Raw genomic sequence first — 21,772 nt, forward strand, 5'->3', positions numbered from 1 at the left:
ATATGGACCTTATTTTAGGAGAGCTATTAATGAAAATTCGTCCATTGCATGACCGCGTGATCGTCAAGCGTAAAGAAGTTGAATCTAAATCAGCTGGCGGCATTGTTCTGACCGGCACCGCAGCGGGTAAATCAACTCGAGGTGAAGTTCTGGCTGTTGGCCACGGCCGTATTCTTGAAAATGGCGAGATTAAAGCGCTGGACGTAAAAGTCGGTGACATCGTTATTTTTAATGATGGCTACGGTGTAAAAGTTGAAAAAATCGATAATGAAGAAGTATTGATTATGTCCGAAAGCGACATCCTGGCAATTGTTGAAGAATAATTTCTTGCTGAGATATTCTGACTTCTAACGAACGAAAAAGAATTTAAAGGAAAGAAACAATGGCAGCTAAAGACGTAAAATTTGGTAATGACGCTCGCGTAAAAATGTTACGTGGCGTAAACGTTCTAGCGGACGCAGTAAAAGTTACTTTAGGCCCTAAAGGTCGTAACGTAGTTCTGGATAAATCTTTTGGTTCTCCAGTAATTACTAAAGATGGTGTTTCTGTAGCGCGTGAGATAGAACTGGAAGATAAGTTCGAGAACATGGGTGCTCAGATGGTAAAAGAAGTGGCATCTAAAGCAAACGATGCTGCGGGCGACGGTACCACCACTGCGACTGTTTTGGCTCAATCTATTATTACTGAAGGTCTGAAAGCGGTTGCGGCGGGTATGAACCCGATGGATCTGAAACGTGGTATTGATAAAGCGGTTATTGCTGCGGTTGAAGAACTGAAAACATTATCCGTTCCTTGCTCTGACACTAAAGCGATTGCACAGGTAGGGACTATCTCTGCAAACTCTGACGAAACTGTCGGTAAGCTGATAGCAGAAGCCATGGAAAAAGTCGGTAAAGAAGGTGTTATTACCGTTGAAGAAGGTACTGGCTTAGAAGATGAGTTAGATGTAGTTGAAGGTATGCAGTTTGATCGTGGCTACCTGTCTCCATACTTCATCAATAAACCAGAAACTGGTGCGATTGAATTGGAAAATCCATTCATTCTGCTGGTAGATAAAAAAGTTTCTAACATTCGCGAACTGCTGCCTGTATTGGAAGGCGTTGCGAAAGCAAGCAAACCATTGCTGATTATCGCTGAAGATGTTGAAGGCGAAGCATTGGCTACGCTGGTGGTTAACACTATGCGCGGTATCGTGAAAGTTGCTGCAGTTAAAGCTCCTGGTTTCGGTGACCGTCGTAAAGCCATGTTGCAAGATATCGCTATTCTGACTAACGGTACTGTTATCTCTGAAGAGATCGGTATGGAGTTAGAAAAAGCTACTCTGGAAGATTTGGGTCAGGCAAAACGTGTTGTTATCAATAAAGACACGACTACTATCATTGATGGTGTCGGTGAACAAGATGCAATCGCAGCGCGTGTAAGCCAAATTCGTCAACAAATCGAAGAGTCTACTTCAGATTATGACCGTGAAAAACTGCAAGAACGTGTGGCTAAATTAGCTGGCGGTGTGGCAGTTATTAAAGTCGGTGCAGCTACTGAAGTTGAAATGAAAGAAAAACGTGCTCGTGTTGATGATGCTCTGCATGCAACTCGTGCAGCAGTCGAAGAAGGCGTTGTTGCTGGTGGTGGTACTGCTCTGGTACGTGTTGCCGCTAAACTGACCGAGCTGAAAGGCGATAACGAAGATCAAAACGTGGGTATCCGTGTTGCACTGCGTGCAATGGAATCTCCAATGCGTCAGATCGTTGAAAATGCGGGTGAAGAACCTTCAGTGGTTGTTAACAGCGTGAAAGCAGGTAACGGTAACTACGGTTATAACGCAGCAACTGGCGAATATGGCGATATGATCGACATGGGTATTTTGGATCCAACCAAAGTCACTCGTTCTGCTCTGCAATTTGCCGGTTCAATCGCAGGCCTGATGATCACCACTGAAGCGATGATCACTGATATGCCTAAAGAAGATAAAGCTGATTTAGGTGCCGGCGGTATGGGCGGCATGGGTGGAATGGGCGGCATGATGTAGCCAATAGGCGACATTGATACGCCGATTAAAATGTAATTAGCGTATCCGTCTAGATCTGCTATCCCCTTGATGTTTAGGAATTAACCTTCTTAGATATCAAGGGGATTTTTTTATGTACGACGAGAAGCATTTTTTGTGGGATTATCTGATTTGAGATATGTGCGATAATCAGGTTCGAGCGTTGTATAAAAATTATGATAAACTCAGCCAGCAGATGGTATTTTTTTGATCTATACCCAGTATATTTTAGCTATAATATTATTTTCGCCGGTTATTTGGTTTTATTGAAGCAGTTATAATCACTTAGCATATTTGGGCGCAAAAGTGTAAGCTCAACAAAAGCGTATCGCTGTGCTATAAGCCCTTTAGGGCATGTTATTGATAGAACTATTTTTATAGCAATTTATTGTGATCAATCGTATAGCGCCGAAAATTTCGCAGGCCGAGGCTGATAATAGATAATACGGGTATTGAGATAGACGTTTCACTCGGTCAGGTAAGACATGAAACTAGTTGCAAAACACTCAATGATAAACGAGGAAGAACATGCGAATTAAAGTATTGCTTGGTAGTGCTGCTTTGTTACTGTTGGCAGGCTGTACCACCACAAATAACCTGACGACGGCAGGCTCACAGGTTCGTTTTGTGGATAATCAACCTGGCAGTGATTGTCAATTATTAGGTCAGGTCACTGGTACGCAAAGCAACTGGCTAAGCGGCGTTAATAATGATTCTAGCTCGATGCGCGGAGCAGCCAATAGTCTGCGTAATAACGCGGCTGAAATGGGTGGTAATGTTATTTTTGGTGCGACTAGCCCAAGTGAAACTCTACTGTCTAGCTTTGTCCCAGTGGATAGTAAAATGATTGGACAGGTTTATAAATGTCCATAAGCAGATAATTGATGCCCGATAATATGTTTATATTCTCGGGCGTTTTTTTAATTATTGCTGCTTTAAATTCAGATTTAGCAGTGTCTTACTCGCTTCACCACCAATTTCTCTGGCCAGTTTCGGCACTAAATAGCCGGATACTTTGCCTAGTAGCTGATGCATAATTAATTGTGCTTCGCTGTCACTAACCAAAAAGTGATGTGCGCCCTGTACTTTATCCAGCACATGCAGATAGTAGGGTAAAATTCCGGCATCAAAGAGTCGATTACTTAATTCGGCTAAACATTCCGCATTATCATTAACACCGCGCAATAAAACGCTTTGATTGAGTAATGTCACTTTTGCCTGTTTTAATTGGCTCATGGCGTGACAAAAATCATCATCGATTTCGTTGGCATGGTTGATATGGGTGACTAAAATCGTTTGTAACGACGATTGTGCTAAGCGTTGGCAGAGTGCTTGAGTGACTCGTTTCGGGATAACTACAGGCAAGCGAGAGTGAATACGTAAGCGTTGAATATGTGGGATCGCTTCAAGCTGAGTGATCAACCAATCCAGCTCATGATCTTTCGCCATTAGCGGATCACCACCAGAAAAAATGATTTCATTGAGTTCAGTGTGGTTTTTTATATAATCCAGCGCGATCAACCAATTATTTTTATTCCCTTTATTGTCATCATAAGGGAAATGCCGGCGGAAGCAGTAGCGACAGTTCACCGCACAACCACCTTTCACTAGCATCAGTGCGCGATTGTGGTATTTATGCAGTAAACCGGGAATTTGGTTATCTTGTTCTTCCAAGGGATCAACGGAAAAACCGGGATAGAGTTCAAATTCCTCTTTCGCTGTGAGTACCTGCAAGAGTAATGGGTCTTTGGGATCAGCATATTTCATTCGAGAAATAAATGCTCGGGGAACACGCAATGGAAATAATTTGCGTGCGCCATGGCCATCTAGGAGTGCTTGATGATTTTCAAGTCCCAGCAATTGCAGTAATTCGTCAGGATTAGTGACTGCTTCGGAAAGTTGTTGTAGCCAGACTTCTCTGGCAGGGGTATTTGGGGTTATAATATCGACCATTTTTGGCTATGCCATTATTAGTGTAAAATTTAGAGGATCTCCATGGCTACTTATAGTACCAATGAATTCCGCTCAGGTCTTAAAATCATGTTAGATGGTGAGCCTTGTGCAATTCTTGAAAGTGAATTCGTTAAACCTGGTAAAGGTCAGGCGTTTGCTCGTGTTCGTCTCCGTAAATTGATTTCTAACAAACTGTTAGAAAAAACCTTCAAATCAACAGATTCTGTTGAAGGTGCTGATGTTATGGATATGAACTTGACTTACCTGTACAACGACGGTGAGTTTTGGCATTTCATGAATAACGAAACTTTCGAACAGTTAGCGGCAGATGCTAAAGCAGTTGGTGATAGCGAGAAATGGCTGATCGATCAAGCTGAATGTGTACTGACTTTATGGGATGGTCGTCCTATTGCTGTGACTCCACCTAACTTTGTTGAGCTGGAAATTGTTGAGACTGATCCAGGTCTGAAAGGTGATACGGCCGGAACTGGCGGTAAACCAGCGACCTTAAGCACAGGAGCAGTAGTTAAAGTTCCTCTGTTCGTACAGATTGGTGAAGTCATTAAAGTGGATACGCGTTCAGGCGAATATGTTTCTCGCGTAAAATAATTACTGCTGATTTCGCTGTATTGAAAAAGCCGCTGTCATTATATAAATGTTAGCGGCTTTCTTGTTATTATTATCGGTTATTTTTATTGGATGGTTATTTCTTTTTACCATTCTTCTTGCTCTTAATAGCACGAAGGGACTAGCGGTTAACTAGCAACATTTCGGCCCGCCGCTATTGCCATAGCGAGCTTCTTGTCGTTCTTTGAAAAATTCTTCGTAGGTCATCGGTGTTTGTTCCGGATGAGTGACCTTCATATGTGCGACATAGTTATCATAATCTGGCATACCAATCATCATTTTTGCTGCTTGACCAAGATATCTAGCCGCATTTCCTAGAGAACCAAACATAAAAAACTCCTGCAAATAAGCTCAGCGATAAAATTATCGATAGCGGTAATTCATTAATGATAGGCAGTGATTATATCCATATCTGACACCTTTTTAGAGGTGGGTATATGCCGTGAGGCATCTATCAAAAGTAGATTTGATTCTAGCGCGTATTACGGATTAATTATAGCCGCAGATCTGTAGATTAATCAGATAAATGACTATTTTTTGTTTTGCTTCCATTCTCGCCATGCTTGGCGCAGTCGCGGGGCAAATAATGTGACAATGAGCCCCAGCATAATGCAGCCTAGCCCCGTGAACTGGATTAAATTAATCGTCTCGTTAAGTAATATCGCGCTGCTGCTTAGTCCAAATAATGGTACTAACAAGGCGAAGGGGGCGACTTTCCAAGTTTCATAGCGGCCAAGTAAGGTCCCCCATAAACCATAACCAACAAATGTTGCCAAATAGGCAAGATAAATAATAGCGCCAAAAGTTTGTCCATCTAAGGAACTCAACCCTTGTTTTATGGCTTCTGGACCTTCAAAAAGCCATGAACTTAGCATAAAGGGAATAATCGGGATCAGCGCACCCCAACTAATTAGTGACATCATACTGCACGGTTCTTTATCGCTTTTTTGCATAATGGCACGGTTAACAATGTTTCCACAGGCCCAAGAAAGCCCAGCAACAAGGGTAAATATCATTCCGAGTAACGGGATATCGTGTGGGCTGCCGGAGGTCGCACCTTTGGCTAATATCACTAAACCAATAATGGCAATTAACATGCCGATAAAATGATTTTTTTGCAAAGGCTCGTGTAAAATTAACGTGCCTAAAAGTAGAGTGAAAAAGGCTTGTGATTGCAGTACTACGGAAGCAATACCCGCGGGCATTCCCACATTTATGGCACAAAATAGAAAGGCAAATTGGGCGAAGCTGATGGTTAAGCCGTAAATTAATAGCCCTTTAAATGCAATATTAGGCCGTTTGAAAATAAAGATAGCGGGGAATGCGACTAATAAAAAACGCAATGCGCCAAGTAATAATGGGAGCAGAGAGTGCACACCGACTTTGATTACCACAAAGTTAACGCCCCAAATAATGACCACACAGAGTGCAAGTAATGTATCTCGAAGGCTCATAATAGATTTCTCTGTTACGTGAAAAAGCTTTTTTGAGTTTCGACTCTACTGCTAAATCAAGGCGTGTGCGATATAAAACCGTAGTTAGTTTAAAAAAGGAGAGTAACTCTATTCATAACCTATCTATTTACTGCGGAATCACCGACTCAATAGACCACAAAAGCACCGAATAAAGCATGTGGAAATGTAGTAATTTAGCGTGAGGATTTTAGCCAGATTGTTGTAGCGCATAGCCTAGTGATGGGGCATGAATATAGGCATGGGCATAGGACAAGAGTATGAATTAAGGCTATGGATCAATAGGTAGGGGGCGCGGCAGAATAATGATTGGCTACAAATAAAAAACCGGAGGGCAGAATTCACTGCGCCCCGGTTTTATATCATAATTCTGTAATTACAATTTAATGCAATACAATGCGATTACAGAGTGAAGACACCAATCACCGCTATCACACTCAGGATGGCAGAAGCCCCGTAAAATACCCATTTAGAGGCAGGAACATGCACTTTGAAATCGTGCAGTGTATGGTGAATACGGTGCATACCACACCAGATTGGCAGTACAACCATCAGTAAGAGGAATATACGGCCAATAAAGCTTTGGCTAAAGCCAAGAATACGCTCATAGCTTAGGGCTTCTGGCGCCACTCCTAATGGAATTAAAAATGCCAGAATAACAATGATTGCAGGTGCAATAATTGCACTCCACATCCCACCAGCACCAAATAATCCCCAGAAAATCGGTTCATCGGAACGTTTAGGCGTTAGATTCATCAGATCCTCCTCGGATTATAATAATGCAATAGCTAAAATGATGATGTTAACCAGTATCGTCAGCGCCCAAAATCCTTTGACAATCGGCTCTTCTGACATCTTTTTATCTTTAACCACAATACACACGGCTTTAGGGGCTAGTTTGAACCAAGTCGAGGTATGTAGCAAAGTGGCTGCCAGAGCAACAATATTAATAATCAGCACGATAGGGTTATGCAGAAAACCGACGAAGCCGTCCCAGCTTTGCGGGCCATCTTTAAGGGCAAAAATACCGAATAACACTAAGATACTGAACCAAACTTGCAGCACAGAGGTACTTTCACGCATGATATAGAAGCGGTAAAAGCCCAGTTTCTGCCACCAATCGGGTTTCATTTCTCTGACATAGGGTTTACGTTTAGTCGTCATTACTTTTCCCCTCCTTATCGTGGCTTCAGCATGGCAATCACAAAGTCTTCCGCACTGGCGGCTTTACCTTGCTGAATAGCGGCTGCAGGGTCGACATGTTTCGGACAGACTTCAGAACAGTAGCCAACGAAAGTACAAGACCAGACACCGTTATCGCCATTTAATAATGGCATACGTTCTTTTTTACCGTGGTCACGGTTGTCTAGATTGTAACGCTCAGCTAAGGTAATTGCTGCCGGGCCAATAAATTCTTTGTTGAGACCAAATTGTGGGCATGCTGCGTAGCATAGGCCACAGTTGATACAACCAGAGAATTGATGGTATTTCGCCATTTGAGCCGGAGTCTGCTTATTTGGGCCTTCTGACACTTTACGATCGTTACCGATGATGTAAGGCTTAATCGCTTCCAAGCTTTCGATGAAATGTGTCATATCGACCACTAAGTCACGTTCAACGGGGAAATTGCCGAGGGCTTCAACGCGCATTCCATTGGGGTAATCACGCAGGAATGTTTTACATGCCAATTTAGGTACGCGGTCAACCATCATGCCGCAAGAACCGCAAATCGCCATACGGCAAGACCAACGATATGAAAGGTCTGGCGCTAAGTTATCTTTAACGTAGCCTAAAGCATCAAGCAGAGATGTCTGCGGATCGTAAGGGACGTCATAAGTCACAAAATGGGGTTCGCTATCCGTTTCAGGATTGTAGCGCATGATCTCCATTTTTAAGTGTTTCATTTCATCCATTAGCCTGCTCCTTATTCGCTTTATCTTGAGCTGCTGCTTCACCACCATAAACACGTTTAGCCGGTACAGATTTAGTGATTTTCACATCACCGTACTCAAGACGAGGTGCGCCTTCTGGGTTATGGAACGCCAGAGTATGTTTGAGGAAGTTAATATCATCGCGCTCGGTACAACCTTCATCAAGACGTTGATGAGCACCCCGAGATTCTTTACGGTTGAACGCAGAGTGCGCCATACATTCAGCGACATCTAAACCGAAACCTAACTCAATGGTATACAGCAGGTCAGTATTAAATACGCTGCTATGATCGCTGATTTCAACGTGTTTAAAGCGTTCTTTTAACTCAGCAATTTTATCAATGGTTTTTTGCATCAGTTCAGGCGTACGATAAATACCACAGCCTTCTTCCATTGTCATACCCAGTTCATCGCGGATTTTCGACCAGCTTTCTGTTCCTTTTTGGTTCTTCAGCTGCTCTAATTTTTCTTCGATTTCACGGGTACGCGCTTCGATAGCATTAGCATTGGCTGGCGTAGCTTCTGCGGCATGTTTTGCAGCTTGCTCACCGGCTAAACGACCAAATACGACTAGCTCAGCTAACGAGTTAGAACCTAAACGGTTAGCACCATGCAAGCCAACAGATGAACATTCGCCCACCGCAAATAAACCTTTAATTCGCGTTTCACAGTGATTATCGGTTTCGATACCGCCCATGGTGTAGTGCGCTGTTGGGCGAACTGGAATTGGGTCAGTCACAGGATCGACACCGACATAGGCTTTAGCCAGTTCACAAATGAACGGCAGACGCTCATGCAGTTTTTCGGCACCGAGATGGCGTAAATCCAGATAAACTACATCGCCACGCGGGGTACTGATTGTCCGGCCTGCACGCCACTCATGCCAGAAAGCTTGAGAAACTTTATCGCGCGGGCCTAATTCCATATATTTATTTTCTGGTTTGCCCAATGGGGTTTCTGGGCCCATACCGTAATCTTGCAGATAACGATAGCCATCTTTATTGACCAGAATACCGCCTTCACCACGGCAACCTTCAGTCATCAAGATACCAGAACCCGGTAAACCGGTTGGATGGTATTGAACAAATTCCATATCACGCAGTGGTACGCCATGGCGGAAGGCCATACCCATACCATCACCAGTCACAATACCGCCGTTAGTGTTATAACGATAAACACGGCCTGCACCACCGGTTGCCATAATCACAGCATTCGCCCGGATTTGAACTTTGGTGCCTTCCATCATGTTTAGCGCAACTAAACCACGAACTTGACCTTCATCGACGATGATATCGAGCACGAAATGCTCATCAAAACGTTGAATTTGAGGATATTTTAGTGAGGTTTGATACAGTGTATGCAGCATGTGGAAGCCAGTTTTATCAGCAGCAAACCATGTGCGTTCAATTTTCATTCCGCCGAAACGGCGAACGTTAACTGAACCATCTGGTTTACGGCTCCACGGGCATCCCCATTGTTCTAACTGAGTCATTTCTTGAGGGCAGTGCTCGACAAAATATTCGACAACATCTTGTTCACACAGCCAGTCACCGCCAGAAACGGTGTCATTGAAATGATAGTCATAGGAGTCATGAGCCTGAGTTACTGCGGCTGATCCCCCCTCTGCGGCCACGGTATGGCTACGCATAGGGTAAACTTTTGAGATCAGAGCAATCTTCATATTGGGATTTGCTTCCGCGGCAGCAATAGCTGCCCGTAAACCAGCGCCCCCGGCCCCGATAATAGCTAGATCGGCATTAAAGGTTTGCACTGCGCTTCTCCATTGTTCAAGTGTAAATTAATAAATTCTGTTAATTACTTTCTGAGGTTAGCTATCAAAACTCTGAATGCTTAAGCCCATTCATGTATAAGTGTCATTTTTATAAGTATTAATAATATGATAGCTAACTTCCATGAATCATTGTATGAATTATAGCGAAATGTCTGACAGATAAATTTGATATAGAGAGGGGTTTTTGCCGATTTTGCTGAGAAAGTGTGATCTAATGCAGGTTTTCATAAATTGTTTTTAACGGTTTTCATTTTTAGTTTGATCTAAAATATAAAAGAAATATCAATAAATTATACTAATTTTTCACCATAATATCGCAAATGACCAATAAAAACTCAGGCTTATGTTTTAGTTAGGGAAAAAACCGCGCTATTTATCGATATTAGCTAATCTGGTTAATTTGTATTTTATATATATAAATAATGACTATTATTATTTTTAATTTATCGATTCTGAGCGAAGTTAACTAAGTAGTAAATTGAATAATATTACCGAATCAAAACTTGATAACATAAATTTCACACCGTATAAGAAAATATAATCATTCCCACTCTCATTTGGCTGGTTTAAACTCTAGAGAGTGACGTGCCAAGGCGATTAATCGCGCTTTCAGCTGCGAATACGTTGTGTGTTTGCGGTGAGATGAGTAAACTGCACGCTTTGTTTTATTTTGGAGTCATTCGAATGAATGAAATAGCGAACTGGCAGCCTAGCGCACCCATCGCTAACCTGTTGCAGCGGGCGAAGATTATTGCTGAAATTAGACGTTTCTTTTCAGAGCGTTGTGTACTGGAAGTCGATACACCGGCGATGAGTCAGGCAACGGTGACGGATATTCATCTGGTGCCTTTTGAGACGCAATTTGTAGGGCCCGGAGCTGCCGACGGTATCAAACTCTATCTGATGACCAGCCCTGAATATCACATGAAGCGCTTACTTGCTGCGGGCAGTGGACCTATTTATCAAATGAGTCGCAGTTTCAGAAATGAAGAATCTGGGCGTTATCATAATCCAGAGTTTACAATGCTGGAATGGTATCGACCACATTATGATATGTACCGCTTGATCAATGAAGTTGATGATTTATTGCAACAAGTTCTGGATTGTGAAAGTGCGGAGTTGCTTTCATATCAGCAAGCATTTTTGCGGTATTTAAATATTGATCCATTATCGGCGGAAAAAAGCGAATTATGCAGTGTTGCTGCACGTTTAGATCTAAGTAATGTGGCTGATAACGAAGAAGATCGCGACATCTTATTACAGTTATTGTTCACGGAGGGAGTTGAGCCACATATTGGGAAAGAAAAACCGGCGGTGGTTTATCATTTTCCTGCCTCACAAGCATCATTAGCTGAAATTAGTACTGAAGATCACCGAGTGGCTGAACGCTTTGAAGTTTACTTCAAAGGGATTGAGCTGGCGAATGGCTTCCGTGAATTGACTGATGCTACAGAACAGCGTCAGCGATTTGAGCAGGATAATCGTCGCCGACAGGCATTAGGATTACCTATTCAGCCGATTGACGAGCACTTATTATCGGCATTAGAGCATGGATTACCTGAATGTTCTGGCGTGGCTTTAGGGGTTGACCGCATAATTATGTTGGCACTTAATGCGCAAAAAATTCAAGATGTGATGGCTTTCCCTGTGACTATCGCATAATCGCTGCTATCAGATAAATTACAGCTTCCAGCAATGTTATTTAATTGTGGAAGCTGTTTTTTTATCTAATATTTAGCGGTTGATGTTCTTGGCAATGTGAGATTTATTTTTGCTGTTTTAAGAACTCGACGCCTAAATCTGGGAAATCAGTAAATGCACCATCAACATTGGCAGTATTATAAATGATTTCATACAGTTGATTGCCATCTTTAGCGTATTTAGGCAATTTATCTACACGAATAGTATAAGGATGAACTGCCATTTTATTCGCGTGCGCATCCTGTACCATACCGGTTAACTGGATATTATTAGGGGTTGAATTTTCATTAAATAGCATATGATAATCTGGGCCAATACCATCGGCATATTTAGCTACTTCTTTCATGGAATCTGGCTCAAACATCCAATCATAGCTGTAATTTACCCAACTACCGTCCGGTTTCTGTTCTTGAGTTTCATTCCAGTCAGTATAAGCAATCAATTGAATTAATTTCAGATCCATGCCCAGTTTGGGTTGCAGGGTATTTTTAATTCGTTTTAATTCATTGGCATCGAAACATTGCAGATACACATTGGCATCTTTGGTGGTATATCCATAGTCTTTTAATACTTCAAGTGTGCGGGTTGAAATATCTTTGCCTTCTTGCTGGTGGAACCACGGCGATTTAATTTCAGGATAAATACCGATGTTTTTGCCTGTCGATTTATTCAGACCTTGGATAAACTCAATTTCTTCTTGGAAGGTATGCACGCGAAAATCAGACGTACCCATCGGGAAGCGGTTTGGATAGCTTTGGACTTTTTTACCGTCAACAATATCAAAACCTTCGGTAAATTTAAGTGATTTAATTTCATCTAACGTGAAATCAATCGCATAATAACGACCATCAGCGCGAGCGCGATCAGGAAAACGGTCAGCGACATCTGTTACGCGATCGAGATAATGATCATGCAAAACAACCAGCTGATTATCTTTGGTCATCACCAAATCTTGTTCTAAAAAATCAGCACCTTGAGCATAAGCCATAGCTTTTGCTGGTAACGTATGTTCCGGCAAATAACCACTTGCTCCCCGATGCGCGATAACTACTTTAGAATTTGTTTGTGCAATTGCTGATACAGACATAACTAACACCATACTTGCCATTAAGGTTTTTAAAGTGAATGTCATCAGTATATTCCTTTGCCAATATTTATACCCGTCATACTTCAAGTCACTGTATTATTGGTTTGAGTCACTCAAGATATAAAAGGGTAGATAAAAAAAGGGCTACAGTATTTAAAATATGTAGCCCAGAAGATTAATCATTAATTATGACTGATGAATGACAATCGTCATTATTGTTGATTAGCTAATTCGCGTTTATGTTTAATTTCGCTCAACATAACGATAAATAGTAACACTACAGCCAGGGCACTACCGCCTATCATGACGGCGAAACCACCATCCCAACCGAAGTAGTCAACGGTGTAACCGACAATCGCACTGGCGGCTACCGAGCCACCGAGATAACCGAACAGTCCGGTAAATCCAGCTGCGGTACCGGCTGCTTTTTTCGGTGCAAGTTCAAGAGCATGCAGGCCGATAAGCATCACCGGGCCGTAAATTAAGAAACCGATAATTAACATACAAGCCATATCGATACTTGGGTTACCCGGAGGGTTCATCCAGAATACGACAGTGGCGATAGTAACCAGAATCATGAAGAATACGCCAGTTGCACCACGGTTACCGCGGAACACTTTATCCGACATCCAACCACACAATAAGGTGCCAGGAATACCCGCATATTCATACATGAAATATGCCCATGAAGATTTATCCATGGTGAAATCTTTAACTTCACGCAGGTAGGTCGGAGACCAGTCAAGAACACCATAACGCAGCAGGTAAACAAAGACGTTAGCAATTGCAATCATCCATAACAGTTTGTTAGGGAAGACGTATTTCATGAAGATTTCTTTTGCTGTTAGTTCTTCTTCATCAGTTTCTTTATAGTCAGGTGGGTAGTCATTTTTGTACTCTTCGATAGGAGGTAAACCACAAGATTGTGGGGTATCTCTCATCAGAGCGAAGGCAATAATAGCGATTAAGATGGCACCGAAAGCTGGCATATACAGTGCTGCTTTCCAGTCATTAAACCATGCCATACCAAGAATGAATAACAGAGGCGGAATACCGCCACCAACGTTATGGGCACAGTTCCAAATGGAGACAATCCCACCACGTTCTTTCTGGGACCACCAGTGAACCATAGTTCGTCCGCAAGGCGGCCAACCCATACCTTGGAACCAGCCACAGAAGAATAGCAGAACGAACATTACCATAATGCTCGATGTCGCCCAGGGAACAAAGCCCATGATCAACATGACAAACGCGGCTAATATTAAACCAGCAGGTAGGAAGTAGCGTGGATTAGAACGGTCAGAGACCGAGCCCATTATGAATTTGGAAAATCCATAAGCGATAGAAATCCCTGAAAGAGCAAAACCGAGATCACCTTTAGAGAAACCTTGTTCTACAAGGTACGGCATGGCTAATGCAAAGTTTTTTCTGACCAAGTAATAAGCCGCATACCCGAAGAAAATCCCCAAGAAAATCTGCCAACGTAATTTACGATAGACGGGGTCTATCTTATCAGCAGACAGCCTCGGTTTATGAGCTGCCGGTTTAAACATACTTAACATATAAGCCTCCGATGGCATATAGATATTTTTTATTTATCATTATAAAAGCAACGAAAACGAAAATAATTTGAGAGTTTATGTGCGTATTGTTTTCTCTTACCGCGCTAAATAGTAGCCACAATCAAACAATTTATCTGTAATGCACTGCACAAATATAGATTTTCTATATAAGCCGGATAAGGTAATAGCTTTTATGAATATATTGAAATTGTTTTGTTAACAAACATGTGACATTCATCACACATTGGTGTTTTTCACACAAGAGATGATCAAATTCCTGTTCGTTTTTGTTCCTTATCAAACATCGCGCGCATTTTTTGTCTATAGTTAGTACTAAGCTAATAATTATAAAAAATTAGATTATCTTATTAATTAGATTCTCTTACTAATGTGAGGAAATTCGGCATGAATGATCCATCTGTTATAGAAACGGACGTCATTATTATCGGTGGCGGTGCTACTGGTGCAGGTATTGCGCGAGACTGTGCTCGCCGAGGACTCCGTTGTGTGCTACTTGAACGGCATGATATTGCGACCGGCGCGACGGGTCGTAATCATGGTCTATTACATAGTGGCGCACGTTATGCTGTGACAGATAGCGAATCTGCCCGCGAATGTATTGAAGAAAACAAAATACTAAAACGCATCGCCCATCATTGTGTTGAACGTACTGACGGCTTATTTATTACCCTGCCCGAAGATTCATTGGAATATCAGCAACAGTTTATTATCGCTTGCCGTGCAGCGGGGATTGATGCGGACGCCATTGATCCAAGTGAAGCTATTCGTTTGGAGCCTTCGGTTAATCCGTTATTAATAGGCGCGGTAAAAGTGCCAGATGGTACCGTCGATCCTTTCCGTTTAACTGCGGCCAATATGTTAGATGCTAGAGAGCATGGCGCCAAAGTGCTGACTTACCATGAAGTCGTGGGATTATTGCGTGATGGTGACAGAGTGAAAGGCGTCACCGTTTATGACCATAAAAATTCGCGTACTTATAATATACATGCTGAGATTGTAGTAAATGCCGGTGGTATTTGGGGACAGCGGATCGCTGAATATGCGGATTTAAAAATCAAAATGTTCCCGGCCAAAGGGGCATTATTAATTTTAGGTCATCGGCTAAATAATATGGTGATCAACCGTTGTCGTAAGCCGGCGGATGCCGATATTTTAGTGCCTGGCGACACGATTTCATTGATTGGCACTACTTCGACACATATCGATTACGATCAAATCGATAATATGCATGTGACTCCAGAAGAAGTGGATATTTTGATCCGCGAAGGTTCGATGTTATCTCCGGCACTCGCCACCACGCGAATTTTACGTGCTTATGCAGGGGTTCGGCCTTTAGTGGCCAGTGACGATGATCCTTCTGGGCGTAATGTAAGCCGGGGGATTGTGCTGTTAGACCATGCTAAACGTGATGGACTGGAAGGCTTTATAACAATTACCGGCGGTAAATTAATGACTTATCGCCTGATGGCTGAATGGGCGACTGATAAAGTGTGCGAAAAACTCGGACACAGCGCTAAATGTACGACCGCAGAAGCTCCGTTACCGGGATCACAGCACAGCGCCGAACAATCACTGCGTAATGCGATTTCGATACCTGCTCCAATCCGCGGATCGGCGGTTTATCGCCATGGCGATCGTGCTTCCTCGATTTTAACCACTAACCGACTGGATAAAAGTTTGGTGTGTGAGTGTGAGGCAGTAACTGCCGGAGAAGTGCGTTATGCGGTTGATTCTTTAGCGGTTAATAACTTACTCGATTTACGTCGTCGGACACGAGTCGGCATGGGAACGTGCCAAGGTGAATTATGTGCTTGCCGTGCTGCAGGCCTACTTAATCGCTTTAATGTCACGACTCCACATGAAACCGAACAGCAACTGGGACATTTTTTAAATGAACGTTGGAAGGGAGTTCGCCCGATAGCGTGGGGAAATGCTCTGCGTGAAAGTGAATTTACCAGCTGGGTGTATCATGGTTTATGTGGGATGAATCAACAAACTTTGCAGCAACAATCCGTCAATAAGGAGTCCGATAATGAAATTTGATGCAGTCATTATAGGCGGAGGTCTAGCCGGTTTAAGCTGCGGTATCCGTCTCACTGACGCAGGACTTTCTTGTGCGATAGTGAGTGCCGGACAAAATGCGCTGCATTTTTCTTCTGGCTCGTTAGATTTATTAACTCAGTTGCCTGATGGCCGCGGTGTTGAACATCCATTAGATGCGCTGGCAGAGTTAGCGATTCAATCACCCCAACATCCTTATAGTCGTATCGGTAAAGAAAAGGTGAGTGAGCTGGCATTACTGGCAGAGCAACAATTGCAGGCTGCAGGGGTTGAACTTTTTGGTTCAGCGCAACAGAATCACTATCGAATTACACCGCTAGGGCATAAACGCCTGACATGGTTGAGCCCAACACGGGTGCCCGTGGTTAAGTTCGAACAGCCGCTACCGACGGGTAAAATCGCGGTGATCGGCATTGAAGGTTTCTTAGATTTTCAGCCACAAATGGTCGCCGATGTATTGAAAGAACAGGGTGCTGAGGTTGTTTCTCACTATGTTCACTTACCGTTATTAGACCGCTTACGTGAAAATGCCAGTGAATTTCGCGCTATAAATATTGCTCGTTGGTTAGATAGACCTGAAAATATGGCTGAGATAGTCAGTGAACTTTCTCCATTAGTTCAACAGGTTGATAAAATTTTCTTACCCGCTTGCCTTGGTTTAGAGAGCGATCAGGTGATTAGTGATTTAGAAAGCCAATTAGGTAAAACGATTTATCTGCTACCTACCTTACCACCATCATTGTTGGGTATTCGTTTACATGATCATTTACTCAAACAATATCGCCGTCAGGGTGGGATTATCATGCCGGGTGATAAAGTCACCAAAGTTAACTTTGACGGGTCAAAAATCAGTCAACTACATACCCGTAATCATGGCGATATCCCATTAAAAGCGGGCCAATTTGTATTAGCTACTGGCAGTTTTTTTAATAATGGATTAGTGGCAACATTTGATCGTGTTTATGAGCCTTTGATGGAGTTAGATCTCGGTAATATCCCGCCGCGTTCTCAGTGGACTGACGAGCAATTTTTTGCCTCTCAGCCATATATGCGTTTTGGCGTTGAAACTGATATGCAATTACGCGCTAAAAAATATGGCGATGTGATAGACAATCTTTATGTGGCGGGCGCGGTATTAGGCGGTTTTGATCCACTGACAGAAGGATGCGGCGCCGGTGTTTCATTAATTAGTGGTTTATATGCTGCGGAGCAAATAATTTCGGCAATAAATAATGCTAACGCAGCCACAGAACACACAGAGGTAGCACAATGAGTATTCACGATCCTAGCTTTGAAAGCTGCATTAAGTGTACGGTTTGTACCACTTATTGCCCAGTAGCAAAAGTGAATCCACTCTATCCAGGCCCGAAACAAGCCGGCCCAGATGGCGAGCGTCTACGTCTTAAAGATCCGATGCTCTATGATGAAGCGCTAAAATATTGCACTAACTGCAAACGTTGTGAAGTAGCGTGCCCATCCGACGTAAAAATCGGCGATATTATTGCTCGCGCGCGCAATACCTACAGTACGCAAAAACCAAAATTACGCGATGCTATTTTAAGTCATACCGATCTGATGGGATCACTATCGACACCATTTGCTCCTGTGGTGAATACCATCACAGGGATGAAACCGGTTCGTCAGATCCTAGATAAAGCATTAAAAATTGATCATCGTCGTGAATTGCCTAAATATTCATTCGGTACCTTCCGTCGTTGGTATGCGAAACAAGCAGCAGAGCAGAAAAAATTCACCGAGCAAGTGGCGTATTTTCATGGTTGTTTTGTTAACTATAATCATCCTCAATTAGGCAAAGATTTAATTAAAGTTTTCAATGGAATGAATATTGGTGTTCAACTGCTGAAAAGAGAAAAATGCTGTGGCGTGGCATTGATTGCCAATGGTTTTATGAAACAAGCTAAACGCCAAGCCAACGTTAATCTTGAATCATTACAAAAAAGTATTCTTGAAAATCATGTACCTGTGGTAGCAACGTCATCAACCTGTACCTTTACGCTGCGTGATGAATATACTCACGTTTTAGATGTTGATACTTCAGCTATCCGTGATGAGATAGAACTGGCAACGCGTTATATTTATCGATTATTGGAGCAAGGGCGTGAGCTTAAACTCAAACATACGCCGATGAAAGTGGCTTACCACACGCCATGTCATATGGAAAAAATGGGCTGGACATCCTACACCTTAGAGTTGATTAAACGCATTCCCGGTGTTGAATTGATCGTTCTGGATTCTCAATGCTGTGGGATTGCAGGAACTTATGGCTTTAAAAAAGAAAACTATGAGGTTTCTCAAGGCATTGGCGCAGGTTTATTCCGTCAAATTGAAGAGAGCGGCGCTGATGTGGTGATCACCGATTGCGAAACGTGTAAATGGCAAATTGAGATGTCGACCAGTAAAAAATGTGAACACCCTATTACGTTATTAGCTAAAGCACTATAGGAGTGAACAGCCCTATAAAGTTAGATTGTTCTTAGGGCCGATTTTTACGCCGCATCTTATAAATGAAGGGAAATAAAGTTATCTTTATTTCCCTTTTTATTCTGACGATAGCCTATATTTAGGCTGCTAATAATTAACACCGCTACTTAATTCAATTAACCGACGAAGCCGATGATGCAGAGACAATTTGCTGTAGCGTATCCATCATTAGTAACACCGAGGTGGCGCCCGGATCTTGATGGCCAATACTGCGTTCGCCCAAATAGCTGGCTCGGCCTTTGCGGGCTTGCATCGGAACCGTGGCTTCAAGCGCGAGCCGTGCGGCAATGATTGCTTCTTTAATGGCTTGATCTAGTGGCAAATTTTGTGTGGCGGAGATACTCAATGACTCGCTAACAGGCCACCAAACATCGCACATGGTTTTATCGCCGGGTTCTGCTTTACCTCGCGCTGCCACCCCTTCAGTACCTGCGGTGATTATTTCTGCCAAATCAGCCAGTGTGAGATACGGTTTATTTGCGGCAGCTTGGGCGGCTTTGATAAAAAAAGTCCCAAACAGCGGTCCACTTGCTCCACCTACACTTGAGAGCAAGGTCATTCCGGTAGTTTTTAGAATGATAGCAATATTTTTATCGGCAACCGACGGCAGCTTTTCAGCTACTTTTTGAAAACCTCGATGCATATTTAGCCCATGGTCACCGTCACCAATGGCGCGGTCTAACTCGGTCAAATTATCTTGCTCACGGGCAAATATCTCAGCGCATTTGGTCAACCATTGAACTGTCTGTTGAGAGCTTAAATTCATAGAAGATACCTATTTTTATGGACCAGTTAGTTTTATGGACCCGTTAATTTTATGGGCCCGTTAGGATTTGAGAGCTAACGAAGAGTTTAGGACCCATTAAGATTTCCATCTTAGCGCCGGGGTATTTACTGGGCTGTCCCAGAGAGACAGAATGAGTTCATCGACAGTCAGTAAAGTGATTGAAAACCCTTGCATATCTAACGAGGTACAATAGGAACCCACCAAATTTCTTTCGATCGTTAGACCAAACGCGTCACAACATTGAACTAGGCGGCCATACACTGCATACAGTTCAGACAGCGGTGTTGCCCCCAGATTATTAACTAAAGCAATCACCCGATCCCCCGCTTTCAATGGTGATTTAGATTGCTGCTTCTCTACCCATTCGCCGTTAGAGTGATCCCAATGACGGATAACACGCTGATACGCGCTGTTTTCGATCAAAGTACTAAACATTTGATCGACGGTGTCGTTGAGATGCGTAAATGGACGACGCTCGATCCCCGGTTCACCATGAATTCCCACCCCGAACTCCATTTCATTATCCGCGAGGGTAAATGACGGTTTCCCAGCTGCAGGCACGGTACAGGCTTGCAGGGCAATACCTAAGCTATGGCCCTGATTATTCAGCTGGTGGCCTAAGTGCGCAAGTTGATCGAGTGATTTTCCTTGCTCTGCTGCGGCGCCAAGAATTTTTTCTATCAATACGGTATTTGCCACTCCGCGACGACCAGCGGTATATAAGCTGTCTTTTACCGCAACATCGTCATCAACCAGTACAGTAGCAACTTTGATGCCGGCGTCATGCAACAACTCGGTGGCGGTTTCAAAATTCAGCACATCTCCGGTATAGTTTTTTATGATCATCAATACGCCTTCGCCACTGTCGATGGCCATGGCACATTCCAGCATTTGATCGGGCGTTGGAGAGGTAAACATTTCGCCGGGGCAAGCGCCATCTAGCATACCCTGGCCGATATAACCACTGTGCATCGGCTCATGACCGCTACCACCGCCGGATAATAATGCGACTTTACCGCTAATAGGCGCCTCGCTGCGTACGATATACGTTGGGTCAATATTGAGGCGTAACTCGGGATGAGCAAGGAGTAAACCATGGTTAACTTCGGTAATAATATCTTCAACACGATTAATCAGTTTCTTCATATTTGCGGCTCCAGATGAGGCTTAAATCAGACGGACAATAGGTGATAGAACCTTTCATTTAACGCGCCCAGTGAAACAGCTGATTTAAAAACAGTGATTAAGTGAGATTGATTGATAAATTAACCTAAAAAAACGATTAATTAGACCATCAATAAAGGCGATAGAACCATATAAAATAAGGGCGTTGTTATGACACTACACTAACATGCCGGTAAATTTTATAATGAAAGCAAGCCAGAAAATGAGATATTGATCGAGATGTTTTTAGCGGGAATGTTAGCGATAAAAAAAGCCCTTGCACGGGATTGCAAGGGCGAAAAATTAGCGGAGTTCAGCGTAATTTTTTGGGCGATGATTGGCGAAAAAATATTTCATTAGCACGTTCAGTAGTACACCGTAAGCAGGCAAGAAAAATAGCATGCAGATGAACAACTTAAACGTATAATCGACCAATGAAATTTCAATCCAATTGGCGGCCATAAAGGCATCAGTACTACGATAAAAGGCAATAAAGAAGAAGGCGATGGTGTCGACTAAATTACCGAAGAACATCGCTGCCGCTGGGGCGACCCACCAACGACTATTTTGGCGCAGGCGATTAAATACACTGACATCTAGAATCTGGCCTAAAACGTAAGCCATAAAGCTTGCGGTCGCAATACGCGCGACAAACAGATTAAATTCACCAAGTGCATTTATCCCTTGCCATTCTCCTTGGAAGAACAGTGCTGAAATAACGTAAGAAATTAGCAGAGCAGGCAGCATGACCGAGGTTATTATCCTCCGCGCTAAAGGCGCGCCATAAATACGCACCGTCAAATCAGTCGCTAAGAAAATAAACGGAAAGGTAAATGCGCCCCAAGTGGTATGGAAGCCAAAAATACTCATTGGCAGCTGAACCAAATAGTTGCTAGAAGTAATGATTAAAATATGAAATAAAGATAGCCAAATTAGAGCAGTGGCTCGCTGCTGCGGTGTTAAATCAAACATATTGTACCTTTTTAGTTTTATGGGGTGAGGGAACCCATGACATCAACGTCAGTATCACTAACACTATAAATTATATCTTATATTGTACAGAATATA

Annotated in this window: 20 protein-coding genes; 8 read left to right on the top strand and 12 right to left on the bottom strand. The window is 42.9% G+C overall.

Annotation, left to right across the window (positions count from 1 at the left end):
• Positions 1–29 precede the first annotated feature (29 nt).
• From MNY66_RS01815 to MNY66_RS01825, 3 genes are all read left to right on the top strand, one after another.
• Complete coding sequence (locus MNY66_RS01815) at positions 30–323, top strand: co-chaperone GroES (RefSeq protein ID WP_047256280.1); 294 nt, start codon at positions 30–32, stop codon at positions 321–323.
• Positions 324–382: 59 nt separating this feature from the next.
• A complete protein-coding gene (gene groL / locus MNY66_RS01820) occupies positions 383–2,026 on the top strand; it encodes a chaperonin GroEL (RefSeq protein ID WP_047256279.1) in 1,644 nt (547 codons plus the stop codon).
• Between the two features lie 546 nt (positions 2,027–2,572).
• Positions 2,573–2,917, top strand: coding sequence for a DUF4156 domain-containing protein (locus MNY66_RS01825; protein WP_047256278.1), 345 nt, complete (start codon positions 2,573–2,575; stop codon positions 2,915–2,917).
• Positions 2,918–2,968: 51 nt separating this feature from the next.
• Here MNY66_RS01825 and epmB read toward each other — a convergent pair whose 3' ends face one another.
• Positions 2,969–3,997: an EF-P beta-lysylation protein EpmB gene (epmB, locus tag MNY66_RS01830; protein WP_047256277.1), complete on the bottom strand. Its 1,029-nt coding sequence runs from the start codon at positions 3,995–3,997 to the stop codon at positions 2,969–2,971.
• A 42-nt stretch (positions 3,998–4,039) separates the two neighbouring features.
• Here epmB and efp point away from each other — a divergent pair, with 42 nt between their 5' ends.
• Positions 4,040–4,606 (top strand): elongation factor P, encoded by a 567-nt coding sequence (gene efp / locus MNY66_RS01835; RefSeq protein ID WP_047256276.1) that lies wholly within the window; start codon positions 4,040–4,042, stop codon positions 4,604–4,606.
• Between the two features lie 150 nt (positions 4,607–4,756).
• On the opposite strand, the gene MNY66_RS01840 is transcribed toward efp, so the two are convergent.
• The 6 genes from MNY66_RS01840 to frdA form a co-directional block, all read right to left on the bottom strand.
• Positions 4,757–4,954, bottom strand: coding sequence for a YbdD/YjiX family protein (locus tag MNY66_RS01840; RefSeq protein ID WP_047256275.1), 198 nt, complete (start codon positions 4,952–4,954; stop codon positions 4,757–4,759).
• A 200-nt stretch (positions 4,955–5,154) separates the two neighbouring features.
• On the bottom strand, positions 5,155–6,078 hold the full coding sequence (locus MNY66_RS01845; RefSeq protein WP_241501322.1) for an EamA family transporter: 924 nt from the start codon (positions 6,076–6,078) through the stop codon (positions 5,155–5,157).
• Between the two features lie 420 nt (positions 6,079–6,498).
• Positions 6,499–6,852, bottom strand: a complete 354-nt coding sequence (gene frdD / locus MNY66_RS01850) for a fumarate reductase subunit FrdD (RefSeq protein WP_047256273.1) — start codon at positions 6,850–6,852, stop codon at positions 6,499–6,501.
• A 15-nt stretch (positions 6,853–6,867) separates the two neighbouring features.
• Complete coding sequence (frdC, locus tag MNY66_RS01855; protein ID WP_047256272.1) at positions 6,868–7,260, bottom strand: fumarate reductase subunit FrdC; 393 nt, start codon at positions 7,258–7,260, stop codon at positions 6,868–6,870.
• Positions 7,261–7,274: 14 nt separating this feature from the next.
• Positions 7,275–8,009, bottom strand: a complete 735-nt coding sequence (locus MNY66_RS01860; RefSeq protein ID WP_047256271.1) for a succinate dehydrogenase/fumarate reductase iron-sulfur subunit — start codon at positions 8,007–8,009, stop codon at positions 7,275–7,277.
• Positions 8,002–9,798, bottom strand: a complete 1,797-nt coding sequence (gene frdA / locus MNY66_RS01865; protein WP_047256270.1) for a fumarate reductase (quinol) flavoprotein subunit — start codon at positions 9,796–9,798, stop codon at positions 8,002–8,004. Before frdA ends, MNY66_RS01860 begins: the two co-directional genes overlap by 8 nt.
• A 705-nt stretch (positions 9,799–10,503) precedes the next feature.
• Between frdA and epmA the strand changes: the two genes are divergently transcribed.
• Positions 10,504–11,481 carry an elongation factor P--(R)-beta-lysine ligase gene (epmA, locus tag MNY66_RS01870; protein WP_047256269.1) on the top strand — a complete coding sequence of 326 codons (978 nt, stop codon included), beginning with the start codon at positions 10,504–10,506 and terminating at the stop codon, positions 11,479–11,481.
• Positions 11,482–11,584: 103 nt separating this feature from the next.
• On the opposite strand, the gene glpQ is transcribed toward epmA, so the two are convergent.
• Both glpQ and glpT read right to left on the bottom strand, forming a co-directional pair.
• Positions 11,585–12,652 (bottom strand): glycerophosphodiester phosphodiesterase, encoded by a 1,068-nt coding sequence (gene glpQ, locus MNY66_RS01875; protein WP_047256268.1) that lies wholly within the window; start codon positions 12,650–12,652, stop codon positions 11,585–11,587.
• Positions 12,653–12,819: 167 nt separating this feature from the next.
• Entirely contained in the window at positions 12,820–14,169 is a 1,350-nt protein-coding gene (gene glpT / locus MNY66_RS01880) for a glycerol-3-phosphate transporter (RefSeq protein ID WP_047256267.1), read from the bottom strand.
• A 405-nt stretch (positions 14,170–14,574) separates the two neighbouring features.
• On the opposite strand from glpT, the gene glpA reads away from it, so the two are divergent.
• The 3 genes from glpA to glpC are packed head-to-tail and all read left to right on the top strand — an operon-like array spanning position 14,575 to position 18,714.
• Positions 14,575–16,233, top strand: coding sequence for an anaerobic glycerol-3-phosphate dehydrogenase subunit A (glpA, locus tag MNY66_RS01885; protein ID WP_241501323.1), 1,659 nt, complete (start codon positions 14,575–14,577; stop codon positions 16,231–16,233).
• Entirely contained in the window at positions 16,223–17,524 is a 1,302-nt protein-coding gene (gene glpB / locus MNY66_RS01890) for a glycerol-3-phosphate dehydrogenase subunit GlpB (RefSeq protein ID WP_047256265.1), read from the top strand. Before glpA ends, glpB begins: the two co-directional genes overlap by 11 nt.
• A complete protein-coding gene (gene glpC / locus MNY66_RS01895; RefSeq protein ID WP_047256264.1) occupies positions 17,521–18,714 on the top strand; it encodes an anaerobic glycerol-3-phosphate dehydrogenase subunit GlpC in 1,194 nt (397 codons plus the stop codon). Before glpB ends, glpC begins: the two co-directional genes overlap by 4 nt.
• A 151-nt stretch (positions 18,715–18,865) precedes the next feature.
• On the opposite strand, the gene dhaL is transcribed toward glpC, so the two are convergent.
• From dhaL to MNY66_RS01910, 3 genes are all read right to left on the bottom strand, one after another.
• Positions 18,866–19,519 (bottom strand): dihydroxyacetone kinase subunit DhaL, encoded by a 654-nt coding sequence (gene dhaL / locus MNY66_RS01900; protein WP_241501324.1) that lies wholly within the window; start codon positions 19,517–19,519, stop codon positions 18,866–18,868.
• Between the two features lie 96 nt (positions 19,520–19,615).
• A complete protein-coding gene (gene dhaK, locus MNY66_RS01905; RefSeq protein WP_241501325.1) occupies positions 19,616–20,686 on the bottom strand; it encodes a dihydroxyacetone kinase subunit DhaK in 1,071 nt (356 codons plus the stop codon).
• A gap of 321 nt (positions 20,687–21,007) precedes the next feature.
• Positions 21,008–21,676 (bottom strand): 7-cyano-7-deazaguanine/7-aminomethyl-7-deazaguanine transporter, encoded by a 669-nt coding sequence (locus MNY66_RS01910; RefSeq protein ID WP_047256261.1) that lies wholly within the window; start codon positions 21,674–21,676, stop codon positions 21,008–21,010.
• Positions 21,677–21,772: the final 96 nt, after the last annotated feature.

The organism is Moellerella wisconsensis (assembly GCF_022592395.1).
In the GTDB taxonomy this organism is placed as follows: Bacteria; Pseudomonadota; Gammaproteobacteria; order Enterobacterales; family Enterobacteriaceae; genus Moellerella; species Moellerella wisconsensis.